The sequence below is a fragment of the Herbiconiux moechotypicola genome, assembly GCF_024979255.1.
GTDB lineage: Bacteria > Actinomycetota > Actinomycetes > Actinomycetales > Microbacteriaceae > Herbiconiux > Herbiconiux moechotypicola.
Map to the genome: position 1 here is coordinate 414573 of NZ_JANLCN010000001.1, position 18264 is coordinate 432836.

The window sequence follows — 18264 nt, forward strand, 5'->3', positions numbered from 1 at the left end:
TTCTGGGAGTTCGCGACACCCGGATGACACGGTTGTCATTCGCTCCCGCCGTCGGGCATACTGGTGCAGCACAACCGCATAGAGCCGCGCTCATCCATTCGAGGTCGTTGGGGAAGACGTACCTCGCGAATGGAGAGAGAAATGGCGGCAACCGTTGCACGCGGAGTGGTGTTCATCCACTCCGCTCCTCGCGCGCTCTGCCCCCACGTCGAGTGGGCCGCAGGTCGCGCTATCGGTCGTGCGGTGAACTTCGACTGGATCGAGCAGCCCGTGCTGCGCGGCTCCCAGCGAGCCGACTTCTTCTGGGAGGGCGCGCCCGGCACCGGTGCGGTCATCGCCTCCGCGCTGCGCGGCTGGGAGCACCTGCGCTACGAGGTCACCGAAGACGCCAGCGAGGGCTTCGACGGAGGCCGCTGGATGCACACGCCCGACCTCGGGGTGTTCTATGCCCAGGTCGATGCCGCCGGAAACACCGTCATCCCCGAAGACCGCATCCGCAGCGCCATGGAGACCGCCGGCACCAACGCCCTGGAACTCCACCGCGAACTGCGCCTCGCCCTCGGCCAGGCCTGGGACGACGAGCTCGAGCCCTTCCGCTACGCCTCCGACATGTCCCCGGTCGTCTACCTCCACCGCGGCGTCGGCTGACGCCTCAAGGACTCCGCACCGGCCCCAAGGAGGCAACAGGCCCTTCTCACCCGAGCAAAGGTGGAGGCCCGGCCGCGCCAGCGACCGGACCTCCACATGTCGCCTGGCGCCGGCCAGGGACCGGCGCCGCCCGTGGAGCCCGCCGCGCAGCGACGGGCTCCACGGCACCTACACAGTCTTGAACGCGACGACGGCGTTGTGGCCGCCGAAACCGAAGGAGTTCGAGATGGCGACGAGGTCACCCTCGGGCAGCGCGCGGGGGGTGCGCACCACGTCGAGCGGGATCTCGGGGTCTTGCTCGGTGAGGTTGATGGTGGGCGGCGCGGTGCGCTCGTGCAGGGCGAGCACCGTGAAGATCGCTTCGATGCCCCCGGCTCCACCGAGCAGGTGGCCCGTGGCCGCCTTGGTGGCCGACACCGGGATGCTCGCGAGCCGGTCTCCGAACACGTGCAGCAGCGCCTTGTACTCGGCGATGTCGCCGACGGGGGTGGAGGTGGCGTGCGCGTTGATGTGGGCGACGTCGTCGAGCGAGAACCCGGCGTTCGCGACCGCGGCGATCATGGCGCGTGCGGCCGCCGAGCCCTCGGGGTCGGGAGCGGTGATGTGGTAGGCGTCGCTCGTGATGGCACCACCGAGCAGCTCGGCATAGATGCGTGCACCACGGGCGAGCGCGTGCTCCTCGGTCTCGAGCACCAGGGCGGCGCCACCCTCGCCGAGCACGAAGCCGTCTCGGGTGAGGTCGTACGGCCGCGATGCGGTGGCCGGGTCGTCGTTGCGCTTGGACAGCGCCTGCATCGAGGCGAACGCCGCGATCGGCAGCGGGTGGATGGCCGCCTCGGAGCCGCCGGCGATGATGATGTCGGCGTAGCCTGCCTGCAGGTGGTCGTAGGCGTTCACGATCGACTCGGTGCTGGAGGCGCAGGCCGACACGACGGTGCGTGCGCCGGCTCGCGCGCCGAGCGACATCTCGATGGCGGCGGCGGGACCGTTCGGCATGAGCATCGGCACCGTCATCGGGAGCACCCGGCGCGGACCCTTCTCGCGCAGCGTGTCCCAGGCGTCGAGCAGGGTCCACACCCCGCCGATGCCGGTGGCCCAGTCCACGCCGAAGCGCTCGGGCACGACGTCGGGCGAACCCGCGTCGGCCCAGGCCTCGCGGGCGGCGATGAGGGCGAACTGGCTTCCGGGATCGAGGCGCTTGGTCTCGATGCGCTCGAGTGCCTCGCTGGCGGGCACCCGGGCCTGAGCAGCGAAGGTGACCGGCAGCTCACGCTCGGCCACCCAGTCCTGGGTGAGCGCGGTGGCGCCCGACTGGCCGGCGAGGAGGTTGGCCCAGGTCTCCGGGGCGGTTCCGCCGAGCGGGGAGGTGGTGCCGATGCCGGTGACGACGATCTTCTTCGTGCTCATGGTGAAACTTTCTGTGGGTGGTCAGTCCAGGGAAACAGGATGCGGGGAGTCCGAGACGATCCCCGATGGGCGCTGCGCGGCGGCGGGGTCGGACTCTCGGGAGTCACGGCCCCGCCGTACCGCGACGGCGGGAGGGTCTCAGCCCTGGGCGCCGACGATGAAGGTGACGGCGTCGCCGACGGTCTTGAGGTTCTTGACCTCTTCGTCGGGGATCTTCACGTCGAACTTCTCCTCGGCGTTCACGACGATGGTCATCATCGAGATCGAGTCGATGTCGAGGTCGTCGGTGAAGGACTTGTCCAGCTCGACAGTGTCGGTCGCGATGCCGGTCTCGTCGTTGATGAGCTCGGCCAGTCCGGCGAGGACTTCTTCGGTGGACAGTGCCATTGTTTTCTCCTTGAGGGGGTTGAGTGACCGGGACTTAGCTTAGCCGGGCCGGAGCGGCGAGTCGGTCAGGGCAGCACGACGACCTGGGCGCCGAACACGAGGCCGGCACCGAAGCCGATCTGCAGCGCCAGGCCGCCCGAGAGCGAGGGGTTCTCCTCGAGCAGGCGATGGGTGGCGAGCGGGATGCTCGCGGCCGAGGTGTTGCCGGTGGTCGCGATGTCGCGGGCGATGGCCACCGACTCGGGCAGCTTGAGCTGCTTGGCGAACTCGTCGATGATGCGCATGTTCGCCTGGTGCGGGATGAACGCGGCGAGGTCGTCGACGGTCACTCCCGCGGCGTCGAGCGCCTCCTTGGCGACCTTCACCATCTCCCACACCGCCCAGCGGAACACGGCCTGGCCGTTCTGGCGCAGGGTCGGCCACTCGGCCTCCTGGTCGCGGAACTGGATGCTCGTGCCCGTCATGTAGATCTCCTCGCGCTTGGTCGCGTCGGAGCCCCACACGGTCGGGCCGATGCCCGCGGTGTCGCTCGGCCCCACGACGGCGGCGCCGGCGCCGTCGCCGAGGAGGAAGGAGATCGACCGGTCGGCCGGGTCGACATACTCGGAGAGCTTCTCGGCGCCCACCACGAGCACGTAGTCGGCGAGGCCGGCCCGCACGAGGGAGTCGGCCTGACCGATGCCGTAGGCGTAGCCGGCGCAGGCCGCGCTGATGTCGTACGCCGCGGCCGACGGCGCGCCGATCCGCTCGGCCAGGTGCGTCGCGAGCGACGGCGTGATGACGGGGTTGCTGATGGTGGAGACGATGATGGCGCCGATCTGCGAGGGCACGATGTTCGCACCCTCGATCGCCTCGAGCGAGGCGCGCTCGGCCAGGTCGACCGCGAACACGTCGTGCGAGGCGCGCTTGCGCTCGATGATGCCCGTGCGCTGGCGGATCCACTCGTCGGAGGAGTCGATCGGGCCGACGAGTTCGTCGTTGACCACCGAGAGGTCGCCGCGCGCCGCGCCGATGGCGTGGATGCGGGTGAACTGCGGTCCGGTCTTCTGCTGCAGGGATGCGGTCATGGGGTTCCCTCGGATCTGTCGGGTGATGGTCGCTCAGGCGGCCTGGTCGATGAGCTCGTAGGCGGCGGCGAGGTCGTCGGGCGTCTTGACGGCGACCGTCGGCACACCCTTCAGACCGCGGCGCGCGAGACCGGTGAGGGCCCCCGCAGGAGCCACCTCGATGAGGCCGGTCACGCCGGCCTCGGCGAACGCCTCCATGTCGAGGTCCCAGCGCACCGGCGAGGAGACCTGACCGACGAGCAGCTCGACGAAGCGCGAGCCGCCGGCGACGAGCGAGCCGTCGTGGTTGGTCCAGATGGGCAGCGTCGGATCGGCGGGGGAGAGCTCAGCGGTCACCGCGGCGAGGCGCTCCACGGCGGGTGTCATGTAGTGGGTGTGGAAGGCGCCGGCGACCTGGAGCGGGATGACCCGCACCCCGCGCGGCGCGGCCTCCGCGAGCGCGGCCAGAGCATCCGGAGCCCCCGCGACCACGATCTGGCCACCGCCGTTGTAGTTGGCGGGGATGACACCGACCTGGTCGAACAGCGCGAGCAGTTCGCCCTGGTCGCCGCCGACGACGGCGCTCATGCCGGTCTGCGTGGTGGCCGCGGCGTCGGCCATCGCACGGCCGCGCTCGCCCACCACGCGCATCGCGTCGGTCGCGCTGAGGATGCCGGCTCCCGCGGCGGCGGTGATCTCGCCGACCGAGTGGCCCGCGATGCCGCCGACGCGCTCACGGCGCCCCTCGGCGAACAGGGCGTCGAGTGTGAGGATGCCGGCGGCCACGATGAGCGGCTGGGCGATCGCGGTGTCGCGGATGGTGTCGGCGTCGCTCGCCGTGCCGTGGGTCACGAGGTCGACTCCCGCGGCATCACCCAGCTCGACGAGACGCTCGCGGCGTGCCGGATCGGCGATCCAGGGCTCGAGGAATCCGGGGGTCTGCGACCCCTGGCCGGGGCAAACGACGACGATCATGGCTTCAGTCTCCCAAGAGTTCGAGGGTGGGGTGTGGAGAACGCGCTCAACACTTTCGAAAAATCATTGTCGAAGGCGTACAAACGATCGCGTCAGCGCCGCGAACCGGGCCCGTCGTGGTCGTTCATCGAGCCCAGGATGAGCGCGGACTGCAGGATGAGGGCCTCCCGGGCGCCGGTGGCATCCCACCCGATCACCTGGGTGACGCGTTTGAGTCGGTAGCGCACGGTGTTCGGGTGCACGAAGAGCTCGCGGGCCGTGGCCTCGAGGGAGCGGCCGTTGTCGAGGTAGCACCACAGGGTGGTCATGAGCTCGGGGGATTGGTCTTGCAGCGGCCGGTAGACCCGGTTGACGAGGGTCGAGCGCGCGAGCGGATCGCCCGCGAGGGCGCGCTCGGGCAGCAGGTCGTCGGCGAGCATCGGCCGTGGAGCATTGCGCCAGGCCCGGGCGACCGCGAAGCCGGCCAGGGCGGCCTTCGCGCTCCGGGAGGCCTCGACGAGGCTCGGAACCTCGTGGCCGAGCACCAGGTGACCGGGGCCGAAGCCGGGTTCGAGCTGCGTGGCGATGTCGAGGAACGAGAGAGCCGGCGCTGAAGCCGAACCCACCGCATCCTGAACCTCGCCCGTCGGCAGAGGCGCGGTCGCGGTGCCGTTCGCCCCCTCGACGGTCGCCCCGGTCGAGGGCTGGGCACGGCCGATCACGAGCACGAGCCTGCCGCCCTGCACCCCGATGAGCACGTCGGCGTTCACATGACGTGCCGTGCGTCGCAGCTGGTCGACGTCGAGCTGGCGGGGTGTCGTGCCCACGAGCACGCTCACCTCGCCGTGCCCGTGCCAGCCGAGGGCCGCGATGCGGGAGGGCAGCTCGTCGTCGTACTCGCCGCTCAGGATGCTGTCGACGACGAGGGCCTCGAGCCTGGCGTCCCAGAGACCACGGGCCTCGGCGGCGCGCGCGTACACGTCGGCGGCGGCGAACGCGATCTCGCGCGAGTAGAGCAGGATGGCCTCGCGGAGGGTCTGATCGCCGTTGGCGACTCTGTCTTCCACCACCTCGACCACCACACGGATGAGCTGCAGCGTCTGCTGCAGGCTCACCGAGCGAAGCAGCTCGCGGGGTGCGGAACCGAACACGTCGGCCGCGATCCAGGTGGTGGTGGTGGGGTCGTCGTACCACTGGATGAACGACTTGATGCCCTGCTGGGCCACGAGGCCCACCGCCGAGCGCCGCCCTGGCGGCATGTCGCCGTACCAGGGCAGCGTGGCGTCGAGACGCTTGATCGTCGCGGTCGAGAGCTCCCCGGAGATGGTGCGCAGCCACGCGAGCGTCTGCTCCTTGGTCTTCGCCATCAGGCCTCCGGGGCGTCGTCGCCCACGACCGCGATCGATCGCGTCGTCATCGTGTTCGTGGTGGTCAGCTCTCGCCGCCCGCGCTGCCGCTGGTGCCGGCCGTCACGTCGTAGAGCCGGTACTTCTCGATGGCCCAGCTCGGCGCGTTGCGGTCGACCTCGCCGCGCTCGGCCAGCTGCTCCAGCACGCGCACCACCACGGATGGTCCGTCGATCTTGAAGAACCGGCGGGCGGCGGGGCGGGTGTCGGAGAAGCCGAAGTCGTCGGCACCGAGTGTGGCGTACTCGCCGGGCACGAACTGACGGATCTGGTCGGTGACGGCGTGCATGTAATCGCTCACCGCCACGAAGGGGCCCGGCTCGTCGCGCAGCTTCGCCGTGAGGTAGGGCACGTGGCGCTCCTCGTTCGGGTGCAGGAAGTTGTGCTCCTCGGCGCGGAGGCCGTCGCGGCGGAGCTCGGTCCACGAGGTGACCGACCACACGTCGGCCGACACGCCCCAGTCGTCGGCCAGCAGCTGCTGGGCCTCGAGAGCCCACGGCACCGCCACGCCCGAGGAGAGGATCTGGGCCTTGGGGCCCTCGATCCAGCCCTGCTTGAGCTTGTAGATACCCTTCACCACGCCGTCGACGTCGAGATCCTCGGGCTCGGCGGGCTGAACGTGCGGCTCGTTGTACACAGTGAGGTAGTACATGACGTTGGGGTCGGTGTGGGTGCCGCCGTACATGCGGTCGAGGCCGGCGCGCACGATGTGGTTGAGCTCGTAGCCGTAGGCCGGGTCGTATGACACCACGGCGGGGTTCGTGGCGGCCAGCAGGTGCGAGTGCCCGTCGGCGTGCTGCAGGCCTTCACCGGTGAGCGTGGTGCGGCCGGCGGTGGCGCCGATCACGAAGCCGCGTGCCATCTGGTCTCCCGCCGCCCACAGGGCGTCGCCCGTGCGCTGGAACCCGAACATCGAGTAGAAGACGTAGACCGGGATGAGCGGCTCGCCCTGGGTGGAGTAGCTGGTGCCCACCGCGGTGAACGCCGCGAGGGCGCCTGCCTCGTTGATGCCCACGTGGATGATCTGGCCCTGGGGGCTCTCCTTGTAGGCCAGCAGCAGTTCGCGGTCGACCGAGGTGTAGTGCTGCCCCTTGGGGTTGTAGATCTTGTTCGAGGGGAAGAACGCGTCCATGCCGAAGGTGCGCGCCTCGTCGGGGATGATCGGCACCACGCGGTTGCCGAAGTCCTTCGCCCGGGTGAGGTCTTTCAGCAGGCGCACGAAGGCCATGGTCGTGGCGATCTCCTGCGTTCCCGAGCCCTTCTTGAGGGTCTGGTAGGAGGAGTCGTCGGGCAGTGTGAAGGCGGTGTGCTTCGTGCGGCGCTCCGGCACGTAGCCGCCGAGCGCGCGGCGACGTTCGTGCAGGTACTGGATGGCTTCGTCGTTCTCGCCCGGGTGGTAGTAGGGCGGGAGGTAGGGGTTCTCCTCGAGCTGCGCATCCGTGACCGGGATGTGCATCTGGTCGCGGAAGGTCTTGAGGTTGTCGAGGGTCATCTTCTTCATCTGGTGCGTCGCGTTGCGACCCTCGAAGGCGGGCCCGAGACCGTAGCCCTTGATGGTGTGCGCCAGGATGACGGTGGGCTGGCCCTTGTGCTCCGACGCGGCCTTGAAGGCGGCGTAGACCTTGCGGTAGTCGTGACCGCCGCGCTTGAGGTTCCAGATGTCGTCGTCGGTGTAGTCCTTCACGAGCTCGAGCGCCCGCGGGTCGCGACCGAAGAAGTTCTCGCGCACGTAGGCGCCAGACTCGGCCTTGTAGGTCTGGAAGTCGCCATCCGGAACCGTGTTCATGAGGTTCAGCAGGGCGCCCTCGGTATCGCGGGCGAGCAGGTCGTCCCACTCGCGGCCCCAGATGACCTTGATGACGTTCCAGCCGGCGCCGCGGAAGAAGCTCTCGAGCTCCTGGATGATCTTGCCGTTGCCGCGCACCGGGCCGTCGAGGCGCTGGAGGTTGCAGTTGATGACGAAGTTGAGGTTGTCGAGACCCTCGTTGGCGGCCACCTGCAGCTGGCCGCGGCTCTCCACCTCGTCCATCTCGCCGTCGCCGAGGAAGGCCCAGACCTGCTGGTCGGAGGCGTCTTTGATGCCGCGGTTGGTGAGGTACTTGTTGAGCTGCGCCTGGTAGATGGCGTTGATGGGGCCGAGACCCATCGACACCGTCGGGAACTGCCAGAATTCGGGCATGAGCCGCGGGTGCGGGTAGGAGCTGAGGCCGCCGCCGGCGTGCGACTTCTCCTGGCGGAAGCCGTCGAGCTGGTCGGCGGAGAGCCGGCCCTCGAGGAAGGCGCGGGCGTAGGTGCCGGGGGAGGCGTGGCCCTGCACGAAGATCTGGTCTCCGCCACCGGGGTGGTCTTGCCCGCGGAAGAAGTGGTTGAAGCCCACCTCGTAGAGCGCGGCGCTCGAGGCGTAGGTGGAGATGTGGCCGCCGACCGCGATGCCGGGCCGCTGTGCCCGGTGCACGGTCATGGCGGCGTTCCAGCGGATCCACGCGCGGTACTTGCGTTCGAGCGCCTCGTCGCCGGGGAACTCCGCCTCGTTCTCGGGGGCGATGGTGTTGATGTAGTCGGTGGTCGGCACCATCGGCACGCCCAGATGCAGTTCTTTCGAGCGCTTGAGCAGGCTGAGCATGATGTCGCGGGCGCGACCGTGGCCGCGGGCGGCGACCAGGGCGTCGAGCGACTCGTTCCACTCCGCCGTCTCGTCGGGATCGGAATCGATGTGTCCCGCCGAATATGGATCCTGGTCGTTGACCGTCACCGTCGACCTCTTCCTCTGTTGTAGACAGACTGTGTTCGTGTCGGACGCCCGCGCCGGGATGATGGCCGGAACGCCACCGACCAGCCTAGCGCCGTCGGCCGACCTCCCGAATCCTCCTAGGACACGCCCGGGTGTTTGGAGGAATCGGGGGACAGGAGTAGAGTCGGGCGGGTTTTGCCGGTGAGACGAGCCGGTAGGGAAGGAAAGCCGAGATGGCTTTGGAGAACGACACCCTGGCACCCGACTTCGATCTGCCGAACCAGTACGGCGAACGGGTGCGACTCAGCCAGTTCCAGGGCAAGAAGCCGGTGGCGCTGGTGTTCTTCCCGCTTGCCTTCTCGGGGGTGTGCACGAGCGAGCTCTGCGTGCTCGAAGACAACCTCGCCCTCTTCAAAGACGCGAACGTCGAACTGATCGGCATCTCGGTCGACTCCAAGGCGACGCTCCGCGCCTGGGCCGAGAAGGAGGGGTACGACTTCACCCTCGTGGCCGACTTCTGGCCGCATGGAGATGTGGCGAAGGACTACGGGGTGTTCCTCGAGGAGAAGGGCTTCGCCAACCGGGCGACCTTCCTCATCGACGAGAACCGCATCATCCGCGCCTCCTTCATCACCGCGCCCGGTGAGGCACGTGCGCTCGCGGCCTACCGCGCCGCTCTCGAAGAGCTCGTCCCCGAGTGTGTCTGAGCCTCAATCGCTGTAGCCAGGGGCTTATATTTCAGCTTTATAAGCTGTAGGCTTCATTCCATGGTCGCGAATCAGGTCGCCGTCATCGTGGACATCGTCGAGTCGCGCCGCCTCGCCGACCGGCGGGCCGCGCAGCTCGAACTGGCCGATGTGTTCGCCGCGGTGGATGCGCGTACCCGGCCGTCGCTGCCGCTCCGCGCCACGGTCGGCGACGAGTTCCAAGCCGTGTATCCGGCCGTCGGCCCCGCACTCGAGGCTATCCTGCTGGCGCGCCTCGCCCTTCCCGAGGGTCTGGACTGTCGCTTCGGACTCGGCCTCGGCGAGGTCGAGCACGTCGATGATGGTCCGATCGGCGCGATCCAGGACGGTTCGGGTTGGTGGCGAGCCCGCGAGGCGATCGTCATGGCGCACGACCGCGAAGACCGGCGGGTGCCGTCGTCGCGCAGCTGGTTCCGCGGAGGACCGGAGCACGCCGGGCTGGAGGCACTCGTGAACGCCTACCTGCTCGCCCGCGACCAGGTGGTGGGCGCGATGAACCTGCGCGCGCGCCGGCTCACCTACGGCGTCATGTGCGGAAGGCTGCAGAGCGAGCTCGCCGTCGAGGAGGGCATCACGCAGTCGGCCGTCTCGCAGGCGCTGCGGCGTTCGGGCGGTGCCGGTCTCGTGACGGGCATCGAGCAACTGGTGGTGCTGCCGTGATGCTCGGGGCGGTGCTGCTCATCCTGATCGGCGCGGCAGACCTCATCCGGGGCGCGAGGGCTCAGGATGCGCGACGCGGCCTCGAGACCGCGACCATCGCCGTCGTGTGGCTGCTCGTGCTCGTGATCACCGTGCTGGGGCTGGGGGTGCCGGCGTGGTGGGTGCTCGTGCCGCTGGTGCTCGCGGTGGGCTGGGTGTGGTCGACCTCGGCGAAGGCGGATGTGAGGCGTGCCACGGGCATCCTGCCGGGGGTCGGTGTGCTCGTGGCGGTGCCGGCGTCGATGCTGCTGTCGTCGTTCCTGCCGGAGCCCGGCGGATTCCTGGTGGCGGCCCACGCCGCCGCGCCGCTCGGGATCGTGCGCGCGGTGCCGCTCGAGGCGATCGTGCTGGGGGCCGGGGTCGCGCTGTTCCTGGTGGAGAGTGCGAACATCGTCGTGCGGGCCGCGCTCCGGCCCGCCGTGCTCGAGGCCGACGACGTGGCCGCTGCGGCGGCGTCGGCCGAGGGTGCGACGGCGAAGACCGCCCCTGCGGCCGGGTCTTCGCGGCTGCGCTGGTGGCGGAGACCGCCCGTGGTGCCGATCGCCCCCGCGGTGACCGACCTCAAGGGCGGGCGCCTGATCGGTCCGCTCGAGCGGCTGCTCATCACCGCCCTCACCCTCGCGGGTGCTCTGCCGATCGTGGCGGGCATCCTGGCGGCCAAGGGGATCGTGCGGTTTCCCGAGATCTCGATCGACGGCGGCCGTGGGTCGAAGGCGGAGTACTTCCTCGTGGGCAGTCTCGTGAGCTGGGCGATCGCGCTGGCGGCGGCAGCCCTGCTCTGGGTGGCGGCCCAGGGCTGACGCTCTGCGCTCACCCCAGCAGGCTCACCCCAGGAGGCTGACGCCGCGCGCGATCACGAGCGCCAGCAGCACGAATCCCGCGAACGCCTCGAGCCCCATCAGCAGCTTGGCGCGATGGGTGAGCGGCATCACATCCGTGGGGCTGAAGGCCATCGCGTCGCTGAGAGAGAAGTAGAGGTAGTCGACGAATCCGGGCCGCCAGTTGCTCGTCTTCGAGGAGTGGGCGGCGACCTCAGGGGAGGCGTCGTGGTCCTCGTCCTGAGGGAATCGGAAGTCGGCCGGTGGCAGCTTCGCCCGCCCTCGCTGGGTGCGCACCACAGGGCCGCCGCGGTCGAGCTCCCAGTAGAGCAGAGCGAAACCGATCACGTTGGTGAGCCAGAGCTGCAGCGCAGCGAGCAGCACCGTCGGCCCGTCTTCGGTGTTCGCCACCAGCAACTGCACCAGCACCACCAGCAGCGCCTGGTTCGTGAGTCCGATCACGAGCGCGAGCGCCACGCCGAGCCGGCGCGACCACGTGGTCTGCTTCGTGAACCGGTGCGGATTGATGACGATGACCGGCACCAGCATCGCCACGCACAGCACGATCACGCCGTACCGTACGGCGCCGAACAGGTGCGCCGGCAGCAGCGCGTAGCTCACGAGAATGACGAGCACCCCGACCGCGGCGGGCCACCGATGCTCGGCCTGAGCCCGCTCCTGCCCGGCCGACGGCGCATCCAACTCGCTCACGATCGCAGTCTAAGCCTGTAGGCTTTCCCCGCACCGCCGGGCCCCGCCCGCGCGACGCGGGCCTTTAGCTCAGCTGGTAGAGCGCCACGTTTACACCGTGGATGTCATCGGTTCGATCCCGGTAGGGCCCACCTCGTTTCGAGACCTTCGGGCGTATGATGAGTCATGCTCATGTCGGTCTTCGTCAGCAGGGAGTGATGGCCATCACGAATCAGCCCGTCGGAGAGGTCATTCTCTATCAGCGCGACGACGGCGCTCCTGCGCTCGAAGTCCGACTCGATGACGAGACCGTCTGGCTCAGCCAGCAGCAGATCGCCGATCTGTTCCAGACAAGTCGAACGAATGTCGTGGAGCATATCGGCCGGGTCTTCGCGGAGGGCGAACTGGATGAAGAAGCAACCTGTCGGAAATTCCGACAGGTTCGCAACGAAGGGGCGCGCCGTGTCGAGCGCGAGATTCCGTTCTACAACCTCGATGTGATCATCTCGGTTGGCTACCGGGTGAAGACCAGAATCGCGACGCAGTTCCGAATCTGGGCCACAGCGAGACTTCGCGAGTTCATGGTGCGCGGATATGTGATCGATGAGCGCCGCCTCGAAGAGCTCGGCAAACTCGTGCAGATCCTCGCCCGATCCGATGATGACCTGGTCGCCGGCGTGGCAGACCTGGTCGCCGACTACCTGCCTGGGCTGACGCTTCTGCGCGAGTATGACGAGGCGCGCATCGCCACCGCTCCCGTGGCAGTTCCCGGGTGGGAACTGACCGTCTCGGAGGCGCGCGCGGTGATCGCCGAGGTCGCTGCAGAATTCCCCACCGACACCCTGTTCGGGCGCGAACGTGCGGATTCACTTGAGGCGACGATCGGAGCGGTCTACCAGGGATTCGCCGGTGAGGAGCTCTATCCGACCGTCGAGGAGAAAGCCGCGAATCTCTTGTACCTCGTGGTGAAAGACCACCCGCTCTCCGACGGCAACAAGCGCAGCGCAGCAGCGCTCTTCGTGACATTCCTCGCGCGGAACGGCCTGCTGACGGCTCCGGACTCCACGCCCCGCATCGCGAACAACACTCTCGCCGCGATCACACTGATGGTCGCGATGAGCGATCCGAGAGAGAAGAGTCTCATGATCGCGCTCCTCGTCCGCATGGTGTCAGCCGACGGGGCGTAGGCCCAGACACACAGCGACGCCGGGGGAGCCGCTACGCTGGGCGGGATGACGACGAGCCCGATCCGGAGACTCGTGCGCAAGCGGAGTCGGGGGGCCTTCGCGATCTGGGTGGCGCTCTACACCCTCCTGGTCGTGCTGCCACTGCCCCTCGCACTGATCAGCCTCGACCCGGGCCGCGGGTTCTGGATCAACCTCTCCGTCGCCTTCGGCTTCGTGGGCCTGTCCATGTTCGGCCTGCAGTTCGTGATGGCGGCCCGCTCGTTCGTGGTCGTGCATCCGGTGGGCATGGACCTCGTGCTCGGATTCCATCGCCAGATGGCCTACCTCGCGACCTTCTTCGTGTTCGCCCACCCGATCATCCTGTTCCTCGTCGACTCGCAGTTCCTCGGCCTGCTCGACGTGTTCACCTCGCCACTGCGGGCCAAGTTCGCGGTGGCGTCATGGGTGCTGCTGCTCGCCGTAATCGTGTTGAGCGTCTTCCGTCAACGGCTCCGGATGAGCTACGAGGCCTGGCAGGCCACTCACGCGGTGCTGGCGGTCGCGGTTGTGCTCACGGCACTGCTGCACGTGCTGATGGTGGGCTACTACGTGCGCGAGTGGTGGGAGCAGTTGCTCTGGATCGTGCTGAGCGCCGCGTTCATCGGCCTCGGCATCTGGGTGCGTCTGGTGAAGCCCGCGCTCCGGCGGCGCAGTCCCTGGGTGGTGGAGTCGATCGAGCACGACGCAGGAGACGTGACCACCATCACGATCCGGATGCGCGACCCGCACGCTCCCGGAATGACCCCGTTCCACTTCGACCCGGGCCAGTTCGCCTGGCTGCAGGCGCGCCGCTCTCCGTTCGCGATCAGCTACCACCCGTTCTCCATCTCCTCGAGCGCGGAGCACACCGACCGCATCCGCTTCTCGATCAAGGCGAAACAGCGTTTCAGCCGCGAGGTCGCCGACCTGCAGCCGGGCGACACCATGTATGTCGACGGCCCGTTCGGCGCCTTCGTGCTGCCCGAGACCGGCCCGCTGGTGCTCGTGGGCGCCGGCGTGGGCGTGACCCCGCTGCTGAGCATGCTCGAGACACTCGCCGACCGCGGCGACGCTCGCGCCGTGCAGCTGTGGCTGGGCAACCGCGACGAGGACTCGATCCCCGGCCTCCACGACATCGACACGCTCACGCGGCGGCTCGACCTCACCGTCGTGCACGTGCTGTCGCGCCCGACCGGAGACTGGCCGGGCGCGCGAGGCCACGTCGACGCGGAGTTCGTTCGTGCACACCTGAGTGCGGTTCCGACAGGCTCGTCGTTCTGCATCTGCGGCCCCGACCGCATGATGGACGAGGTCGAGCGAGCGCTCGTCGACGGTGGTGTGCGACCTTCGGCCGTGCACAGCGAGCGCTTCGGGATGGTGTGAAATGTGGCGTGAGCGAGCTGCCCTCTGGGCGACGATCGTGGTGGCGACCGTGGTGCTCGCCGCGAGCGTGCTGTGGGCGGTGCTCGCCCAGACGCTCACCACGCCCGCGTGCGAGCTGCCCACGGCCCCGGCGGACGCCGGACCGCTCGTGTGCGCGTCGGCCCCGGCGCAACCGGGTTCTTAGCGACGGTCGGCTGCCGGCACGCCGCGTGCCGAGCGCTTCTGCCGATACATGTCGGCGTCGGCAGCTGCCAGCAGCTCACCGTGGTCGACGGGGCCGGGGGCAACGGCGATGCCGACGCTCGCCCCGATCTGCCAGGCCTTGCCCTCCACCAGAACGGGCTCCGCGATGGTCAGGCGGATGCGCGCGGCCAGCCCGTCGGCGCTGAGTCGTGCATCTGGGCCGGCGAGCACCACGATGAACTCGTCGCCGCCCGTGCGGGCGAGCAGCTCGTCGTGCCGCACGCACGCCCGCATCCGTGCGGCGACCTCGACCAGCAGCAGGTCGCCGACGTGGTGGCCGTCGGTGTCGTTCACCTCTTTGAACCGGTCGAGGTCGACCACCAGCATCGCCACCTCCGACCCGTGCGCACCGGTCAGCCGCGGCACCTCGTCGTCGAACACGGAGCGGTTGCGGAGCCCGGTCAGCCGATCGTGCGTGGCGGCACGGCGGAGTTCATCGGTCGAGGCGGCGAGCGCCTCGAAGAGCGTGGCGTGCACGATGGCGGTGGCGGCGTGGTGTGCGAACAACTCCAGCATCTCGCGCTGGCTCTCACCGGGGAGCAGCCCGTCGCCGGGCACGTCGACGCTGAGGATGCCGATGACGCCACCCTCCCGGTCTGTCAGCGGGGCGAACAGGATGTCGTCGGGGTGCCAGCGCCGCGGATCGTCAGACTCGGCGAGCTCGGGCCGCCACGAGGGCATGTCGATCGAGGCGAGCGGGTCGTCGTGGTGCACGAACCGCAGCTCACCCCAGGCCCGGCTTCCGGTGAGCAGTTCGTGCCAGAGCTCGGCGCTGCCGATCTGGCCGAGCAGGGCCTCGCCGACGCTGCCGTCGCCTTCGACCGCGACGGTCTCGAACGATCCGTCGGGGCGGCGCAGGTTCACGGCGGCGACGGTGAAGCCGCTCGCGACGGCCGCGCCCCGGGCGATGGTGCTCAGGGTGCGGGAGAGCTCGAGCGACTCGTGCACGCTCCGGGCGGCGTCGAGCAGTGCCCGCGTCTGCGCCCGGCTGTCCATGGCTCCACGCTAGGGCACGCGGCATCGGGCCGACCAGTGCGGGATCGACTGGCTAGGCTGGGGGCGTGGCAGTCACCGTCTCCGAGTTCAACTCCGTGGTCGAGTCGCTCTGGCCGACCGAGTTCGCGGAGGGCTGGGATGCGCCCGGTCTCCTGAGCGGTGCGCCCGGCGACGAGGTGCGGCGCGTACTGCTCGCGGTCGACACAGTGGCGGCCACGGTCGACCAGGCGGTCACCGGCGACGCCGACGTGCTGCTGGTGCACCACCCGCTGCTGCTGCGCGGGGTCACCAGCGTCGCCGAGACCGGATACAAGGGCTCTCTGCTCGCCACGCTCATCCGGGCTCGCTGCGCTCTGATCGCAGCCCACACCAATGCCGACATCGTCGACGACGGCACCTCGGCGGTGATCGCCGCCCGCCTGGGGCTGATCGACGTGCAGCCCCTGATCCAGGGCGCGCGACCCGGCACGGGCCTCGGCCGTTCCGGCCGTCTGCCCGAGCCCTCGACGCTCGGCCGCGTGGCGCTGGCGCTCGGCGACCTGCTGCCGGCGACCGCGGGCGGCGTGCGCGCAGCGGGGGCCTACGATCAGCCGGTGAGCACCGTGACCCTCTGCGGCGGCGCCGGGGACTCCCTCCTCGGCGAGCCGGCCGTGCGTGCATCCGACCTCTACATCACCTCCGACCTGCGCCATCATCCGGCGTCGGAGTCGCGCGAGCAGAGCCTGCACGGCGGCGGCCCGGCCCTCATCGACATCGCGCACTGGGCGAGCGAGTGGCTCTGGCTCGACACCGCGGCCGCCCAACTGCGCCGGGCCCTGCCCGAACTCGAGATCGCGGTGAGCGACCTCAACACCGACCCCTGGGATTTCGTGGTCACGCAGTGAGCGTGCGACCCGACGATCCGACCCCACCGAAAGGCCCGCGATGAAGGCTCCTGCCGCCGACCAGAAGAAGCTCCTCGACCTGCAGGGCGCCGACACCCGCATCGCGCAGCTCGAGCACTCGCTGCGCACCCTGCCGCAGGAGGCGCGGCTCGCCGAGCTGCAGCGCGACTCCGCCGCCGCACGCTCGGAGTTCGCCGCGGTGAACGGGGAACTCGACGACGCGCAGGCCGAGATCACGCGGGTGGAGGCCGACATCGCCACCGTGGCGGCACGCGAGAAGCGCGACCACGAGCGGCTGCAGGCGAGCACCTCGACGAAGGACATCCAGGGGCTCGAGCACGAGCTCGAGTCGCTGCGCACCCGCCGCTCGCACCTGGAGGACACCGAGCTGGAGGTGATGGAGCGGGTGGAGGAGATCGAGCTGCGGCTGGCCGCCATCACGGCTCGGCGTGACGACATCGCCACCGAGGAGCGTCTGCTCGCGGCCGCCCGCGACGAGCAGCGCGAGCGCATCGGCAAGCAGCTGGCTGCGGCGCGCACCGATCGGGAGACGGTCGCCGGGGGGATCGAGTCGGCGGAGCTGGTGGCGCTGTACGAGAAGCAGCGGGCGCGATACGGCATCGGCGCGGCACTGCTGCAGCGCGGGGTGTCGCTCGGCAGCAACGTGGCGCTCACCGAGTCCGACCTCGCGGTCATCCGAGCGGCGGCGTCCGACGACGTGGTGCTCGATCCCGACAGCAGCTGCATCCTGGTGCGCACGGAGGAGTCGGGGCTCTGACGACGAGGCGGATGCGCGGCTGAGCCGGGCGGTGGACGGGCCGGCGATACGCCGGGTTCTGTAGGGACGGATCCCTGACGGCCATCTATCTAGGAGCTGCGTCACCGCAGCCCTCGAGCGGTCTACCCGGAAGCTGAGCGAGCAGCCTTGGCGCTTCCTGTCTGACCTTGCTCCGGGCGAGGTTTACCGAGCCGACCGCGTCACCGCGGCCTCTGGTGGTCTCTTACACCACCGTTTCACCCTTACCGCGGGCCGGAGCCCGTGGCGGTCTGTTCTCTGTGGCACTGTCTCGCGGGTCACCCCGGGTGGGTGTTACCCACCGCCCTGCTCTGTGGAGCCCGGACGTTCCTCGGCACCCGCATGCCGGCACGAGACCGGCAGCGGGTGACGCGACCGTCTGCCGGCCCGTTCACCGCAGGCCAGCATACGCCCTCGCGGCGCCGGAGGTTCACTCGAGAGGGTTGCTCCGCTGCGTGGAGAGCAGGGCCGCGCCCAGGATGCCGGCGTTGTTGCGCAGGGTGGCCGGCACGATCGGCGTGCCGAGGTGCAGCAGCGGCAGGAACTCCTCGTGGTTCTTCGACACGCCGCCGCCCACGATGAACAGGTCGGGGGAGAAGAGCTTCTCGAGCGTCTCGTAGTACACCTGCAGGCGCTCGGCCCACTTCTTCCAGCTGAGGTCCTCGCGCTCCTTCGCCGAGTAGGCGGCCTTGGTCTCGTAGTCGACACCGCCGATCTCGAGATGTCCCAGCTCGGCGTTGGGCACCAGCACCCCGTCGTAGATGAGCGCGGAGCCGATGCCGGTGCCGAGGGTGGTGACGATGATGAGGCCGTCCTTGCCCCTGGCCTCGCCGTACTTCGCCTCGCCGAAACCGGCCGCATCCGCGTCGTTGACGAAGGTGATGTCGCGGCCGAGAGTCTTCTCGAACAGCTTCTCGGCCTCGAAGCCGATCCACTTCTTCGACACGTTGGCGGCCGACATGGTGACGCCGTGGCGCACGACGGCCGGGAAGCACACGCCCACCGAGGCGCCGGCCGGGATCTCGCCAAGCGAGTCGACGAGCTCGCGGACGGTCTCGGCGATCGCGTCGGGCTTTCCGCCCTCGGGGGTGGGGAGCTTCTTGCGGTCGGTGAGCAGGGTGCCGGTGGTCACGTCGACGATGGCGCCCTTGATGCCGGTGCCGCCGATGTCGATCCCGACGGCGACGGTGCCAGGGGTGACGGTGCTGCTGTCACTCATCGCGCG

General features: G+C 69.5%; 18 protein-coding genes, 1 tRNA gene and 1 other RNA gene. 10 read left to right on the top strand and 10 right to left on the bottom strand.

The window, feature by feature from the left end:
* Positions 1–141 precede the first annotated feature (141 nt).
* Entirely contained in the window at positions 142–648 is a 507-nt protein-coding gene (locus N1031_RS01975) for a DUF3145 domain-containing protein (protein WP_259477901.1), read from the top strand.
* 168 nt (positions 649–816) lie between these two features.
* Here the strand turns inward: N1031_RS01975 and N1031_RS01980 are convergent, their stop codons facing one another.
* The 6 genes from N1031_RS01980 to aceE form a co-directional block, all read right to left on the bottom strand.
* Positions 817–2055 carry a beta-ketoacyl-[acyl-carrier-protein] synthase family protein gene (locus tag N1031_RS01980; RefSeq protein ID WP_259477902.1) on the bottom strand — a complete coding sequence of 413 codons (1239 nt, stop codon included), beginning with the start codon at positions 2053–2055 and terminating at the stop codon, positions 817–819.
* 138 nt (positions 2056–2193) lie between these two features.
* Positions 2194–2442, bottom strand: a complete 249-nt coding sequence (locus N1031_RS01985; RefSeq protein ID WP_259477903.1) for an acyl carrier protein — start codon at positions 2440–2442, stop codon at positions 2194–2196.
* Positions 2443–2507: 65 nt separating this feature from the next.
* Positions 2508–3509: a beta-ketoacyl-ACP synthase III gene (locus N1031_RS01990; protein WP_259477904.1), complete on the bottom strand. Its 1002-nt coding sequence runs from the start codon at positions 3507–3509 to the stop codon at positions 2508–2510.
* Positions 3510–3542: 33 nt separating this feature from the next.
* Positions 3543–4463 carry an ACP S-malonyltransferase gene (locus tag N1031_RS01995; RefSeq protein ID WP_259477905.1) on the bottom strand — a complete coding sequence of 307 codons (921 nt, stop codon included), beginning with the start codon at positions 4461–4463 and terminating at the stop codon, positions 3543–3545.
* A gap of 92 nt (positions 4464–4555) precedes the next feature.
* On the bottom strand, positions 4556–5809 hold the full coding sequence (locus tag N1031_RS02000; RefSeq protein WP_259477906.1) for a PucR family transcriptional regulator: 1254 nt from the start codon (positions 5807–5809) through the stop codon (positions 4556–4558).
* Between the two features lie 64 nt (positions 5810–5873).
* Positions 5874–8600 (bottom strand): pyruvate dehydrogenase (acetyl-transferring), homodimeric type, encoded by a 2727-nt coding sequence (gene aceE / locus N1031_RS02005; protein WP_259477907.1) that lies wholly within the window; start codon positions 8598–8600, stop codon positions 5874–5876.
* Positions 8601–8812: 212 nt separating this feature from the next.
* Between aceE and N1031_RS02010 the strand changes: the two genes are divergently transcribed.
* From N1031_RS02010 to N1031_RS02020, 3 genes are read left to right on the top strand one after another with little or no spacing between them, the layout of a single operon-like run.
* Entirely contained in the window at positions 8813–9286 is a 474-nt protein-coding gene (locus N1031_RS02010; RefSeq protein ID WP_259477908.1) for a peroxiredoxin, read from the top strand.
* Positions 9287–9346: 60 nt separating this feature from the next.
* Entirely contained in the window at positions 9347–9985 is a 639-nt protein-coding gene (locus N1031_RS02015) for a SatD family protein (RefSeq protein ID WP_259477909.1), read from the top strand.
* Positions 9982–10824: a hypothetical protein gene (locus tag N1031_RS02020; protein ID WP_375163600.1), complete on the top strand. Its 843-nt coding sequence runs from the start codon at positions 9982–9984 to the stop codon at positions 10822–10824. The genes N1031_RS02015 and N1031_RS02020 overlap by 4 nt, the downstream gene beginning before the upstream one ends.
* Before the next feature lie 24 nt (positions 10825–10848).
* Here the strand turns inward: N1031_RS02020 and N1031_RS02025 are convergent, their stop codons facing one another.
* Positions 10849–11553 (bottom strand): hypothetical protein, encoded by a 705-nt coding sequence (locus N1031_RS02025; RefSeq protein WP_259477910.1) that lies wholly within the window; start codon positions 11551–11553, stop codon positions 10849–10851.
* Between the two features lie 58 nt (positions 11554–11611).
* Between N1031_RS02025 and N1031_RS02030 the strand changes: the two genes are divergently transcribed.
* The 4 genes from N1031_RS02030 (at position 11612) to N1031_RS02045 (ending at position 14304) form a co-directional block, all read left to right on the top strand.
* Positions 11612–11684: transfer RNA gene (locus N1031_RS02030), tRNA-Val, on the top strand.
* Positions 11685–11750: 66 nt separating this feature from the next.
* Positions 11751–12719: a virulence RhuM family protein/type II toxin-antitoxin system death-on-curing family toxin gene (locus N1031_RS02035; RefSeq protein ID WP_259477911.1), complete on the top strand. Its 969-nt coding sequence runs from the start codon at positions 11751–11753 to the stop codon at positions 12717–12719.
* Between the two features lie 45 nt (positions 12720–12764).
* Positions 12765–14120 (top strand): ferredoxin reductase family protein, encoded by a 1356-nt coding sequence (locus N1031_RS02040; protein WP_259477912.1) that lies wholly within the window; start codon positions 12765–12767, stop codon positions 14118–14120.
* A 1-nt stretch (position 14121) separates the two neighbouring features.
* Positions 14122–14304: a hypothetical protein gene (locus tag N1031_RS02045; RefSeq protein ID WP_259477913.1), complete on the top strand. Its 183-nt coding sequence runs from the start codon at positions 14122–14124 to the stop codon at positions 14302–14304.
* Here the strand turns inward: N1031_RS02045 and N1031_RS02050 are convergent.
* On the bottom strand, positions 14301–15359 hold the full coding sequence (locus N1031_RS02050) for a GGDEF domain-containing protein (protein WP_259477914.1): 1059 nt from the start codon (positions 15357–15359) through the stop codon (positions 14301–14303). The two genes, N1031_RS02045 and N1031_RS02050, sit on opposite strands and share 4 nt — an antisense overlap.
* Positions 15360–15424: 65 nt before the next feature.
* Here N1031_RS02050 and N1031_RS02055 point away from each other — a divergent pair, with 65 nt between their 5' ends.
* Entirely contained in the window at positions 15425–16243 is an 819-nt protein-coding gene (locus N1031_RS02055) for a Nif3-like dinuclear metal center hexameric protein (RefSeq protein WP_259477915.1), read from the top strand.
* Between the two features lie 40 nt (positions 16244–16283).
* Positions 16284–17021, top strand: a complete 738-nt coding sequence (locus tag N1031_RS02060) for a zinc ribbon domain-containing protein (protein WP_259477916.1) — start codon at positions 16284–16286, stop codon at positions 17019–17021.
* Positions 17022–17052: 31 nt separating this feature from the next.
* Here the strand turns inward: N1031_RS02060 and rnpB are convergent.
* Both rnpB and ppgK read right to left on the bottom strand, forming a co-directional pair.
* Positions 17053–17430, bottom strand: an RNA gene (gene rnpB / locus N1031_RS02065) — RNase P RNA component class A.
* Positions 17431–17469: 39 nt separating this feature from the next.
* Complete coding sequence (gene ppgK / locus N1031_RS02070) at positions 17470–18258, bottom strand: polyphosphate--glucose phosphotransferase (protein ID WP_259477917.1); 789 nt, start codon at positions 18256–18258, stop codon at positions 17470–17472.
* Between the last annotated feature and the right edge of the window lie 6 nt (positions 18259–18264).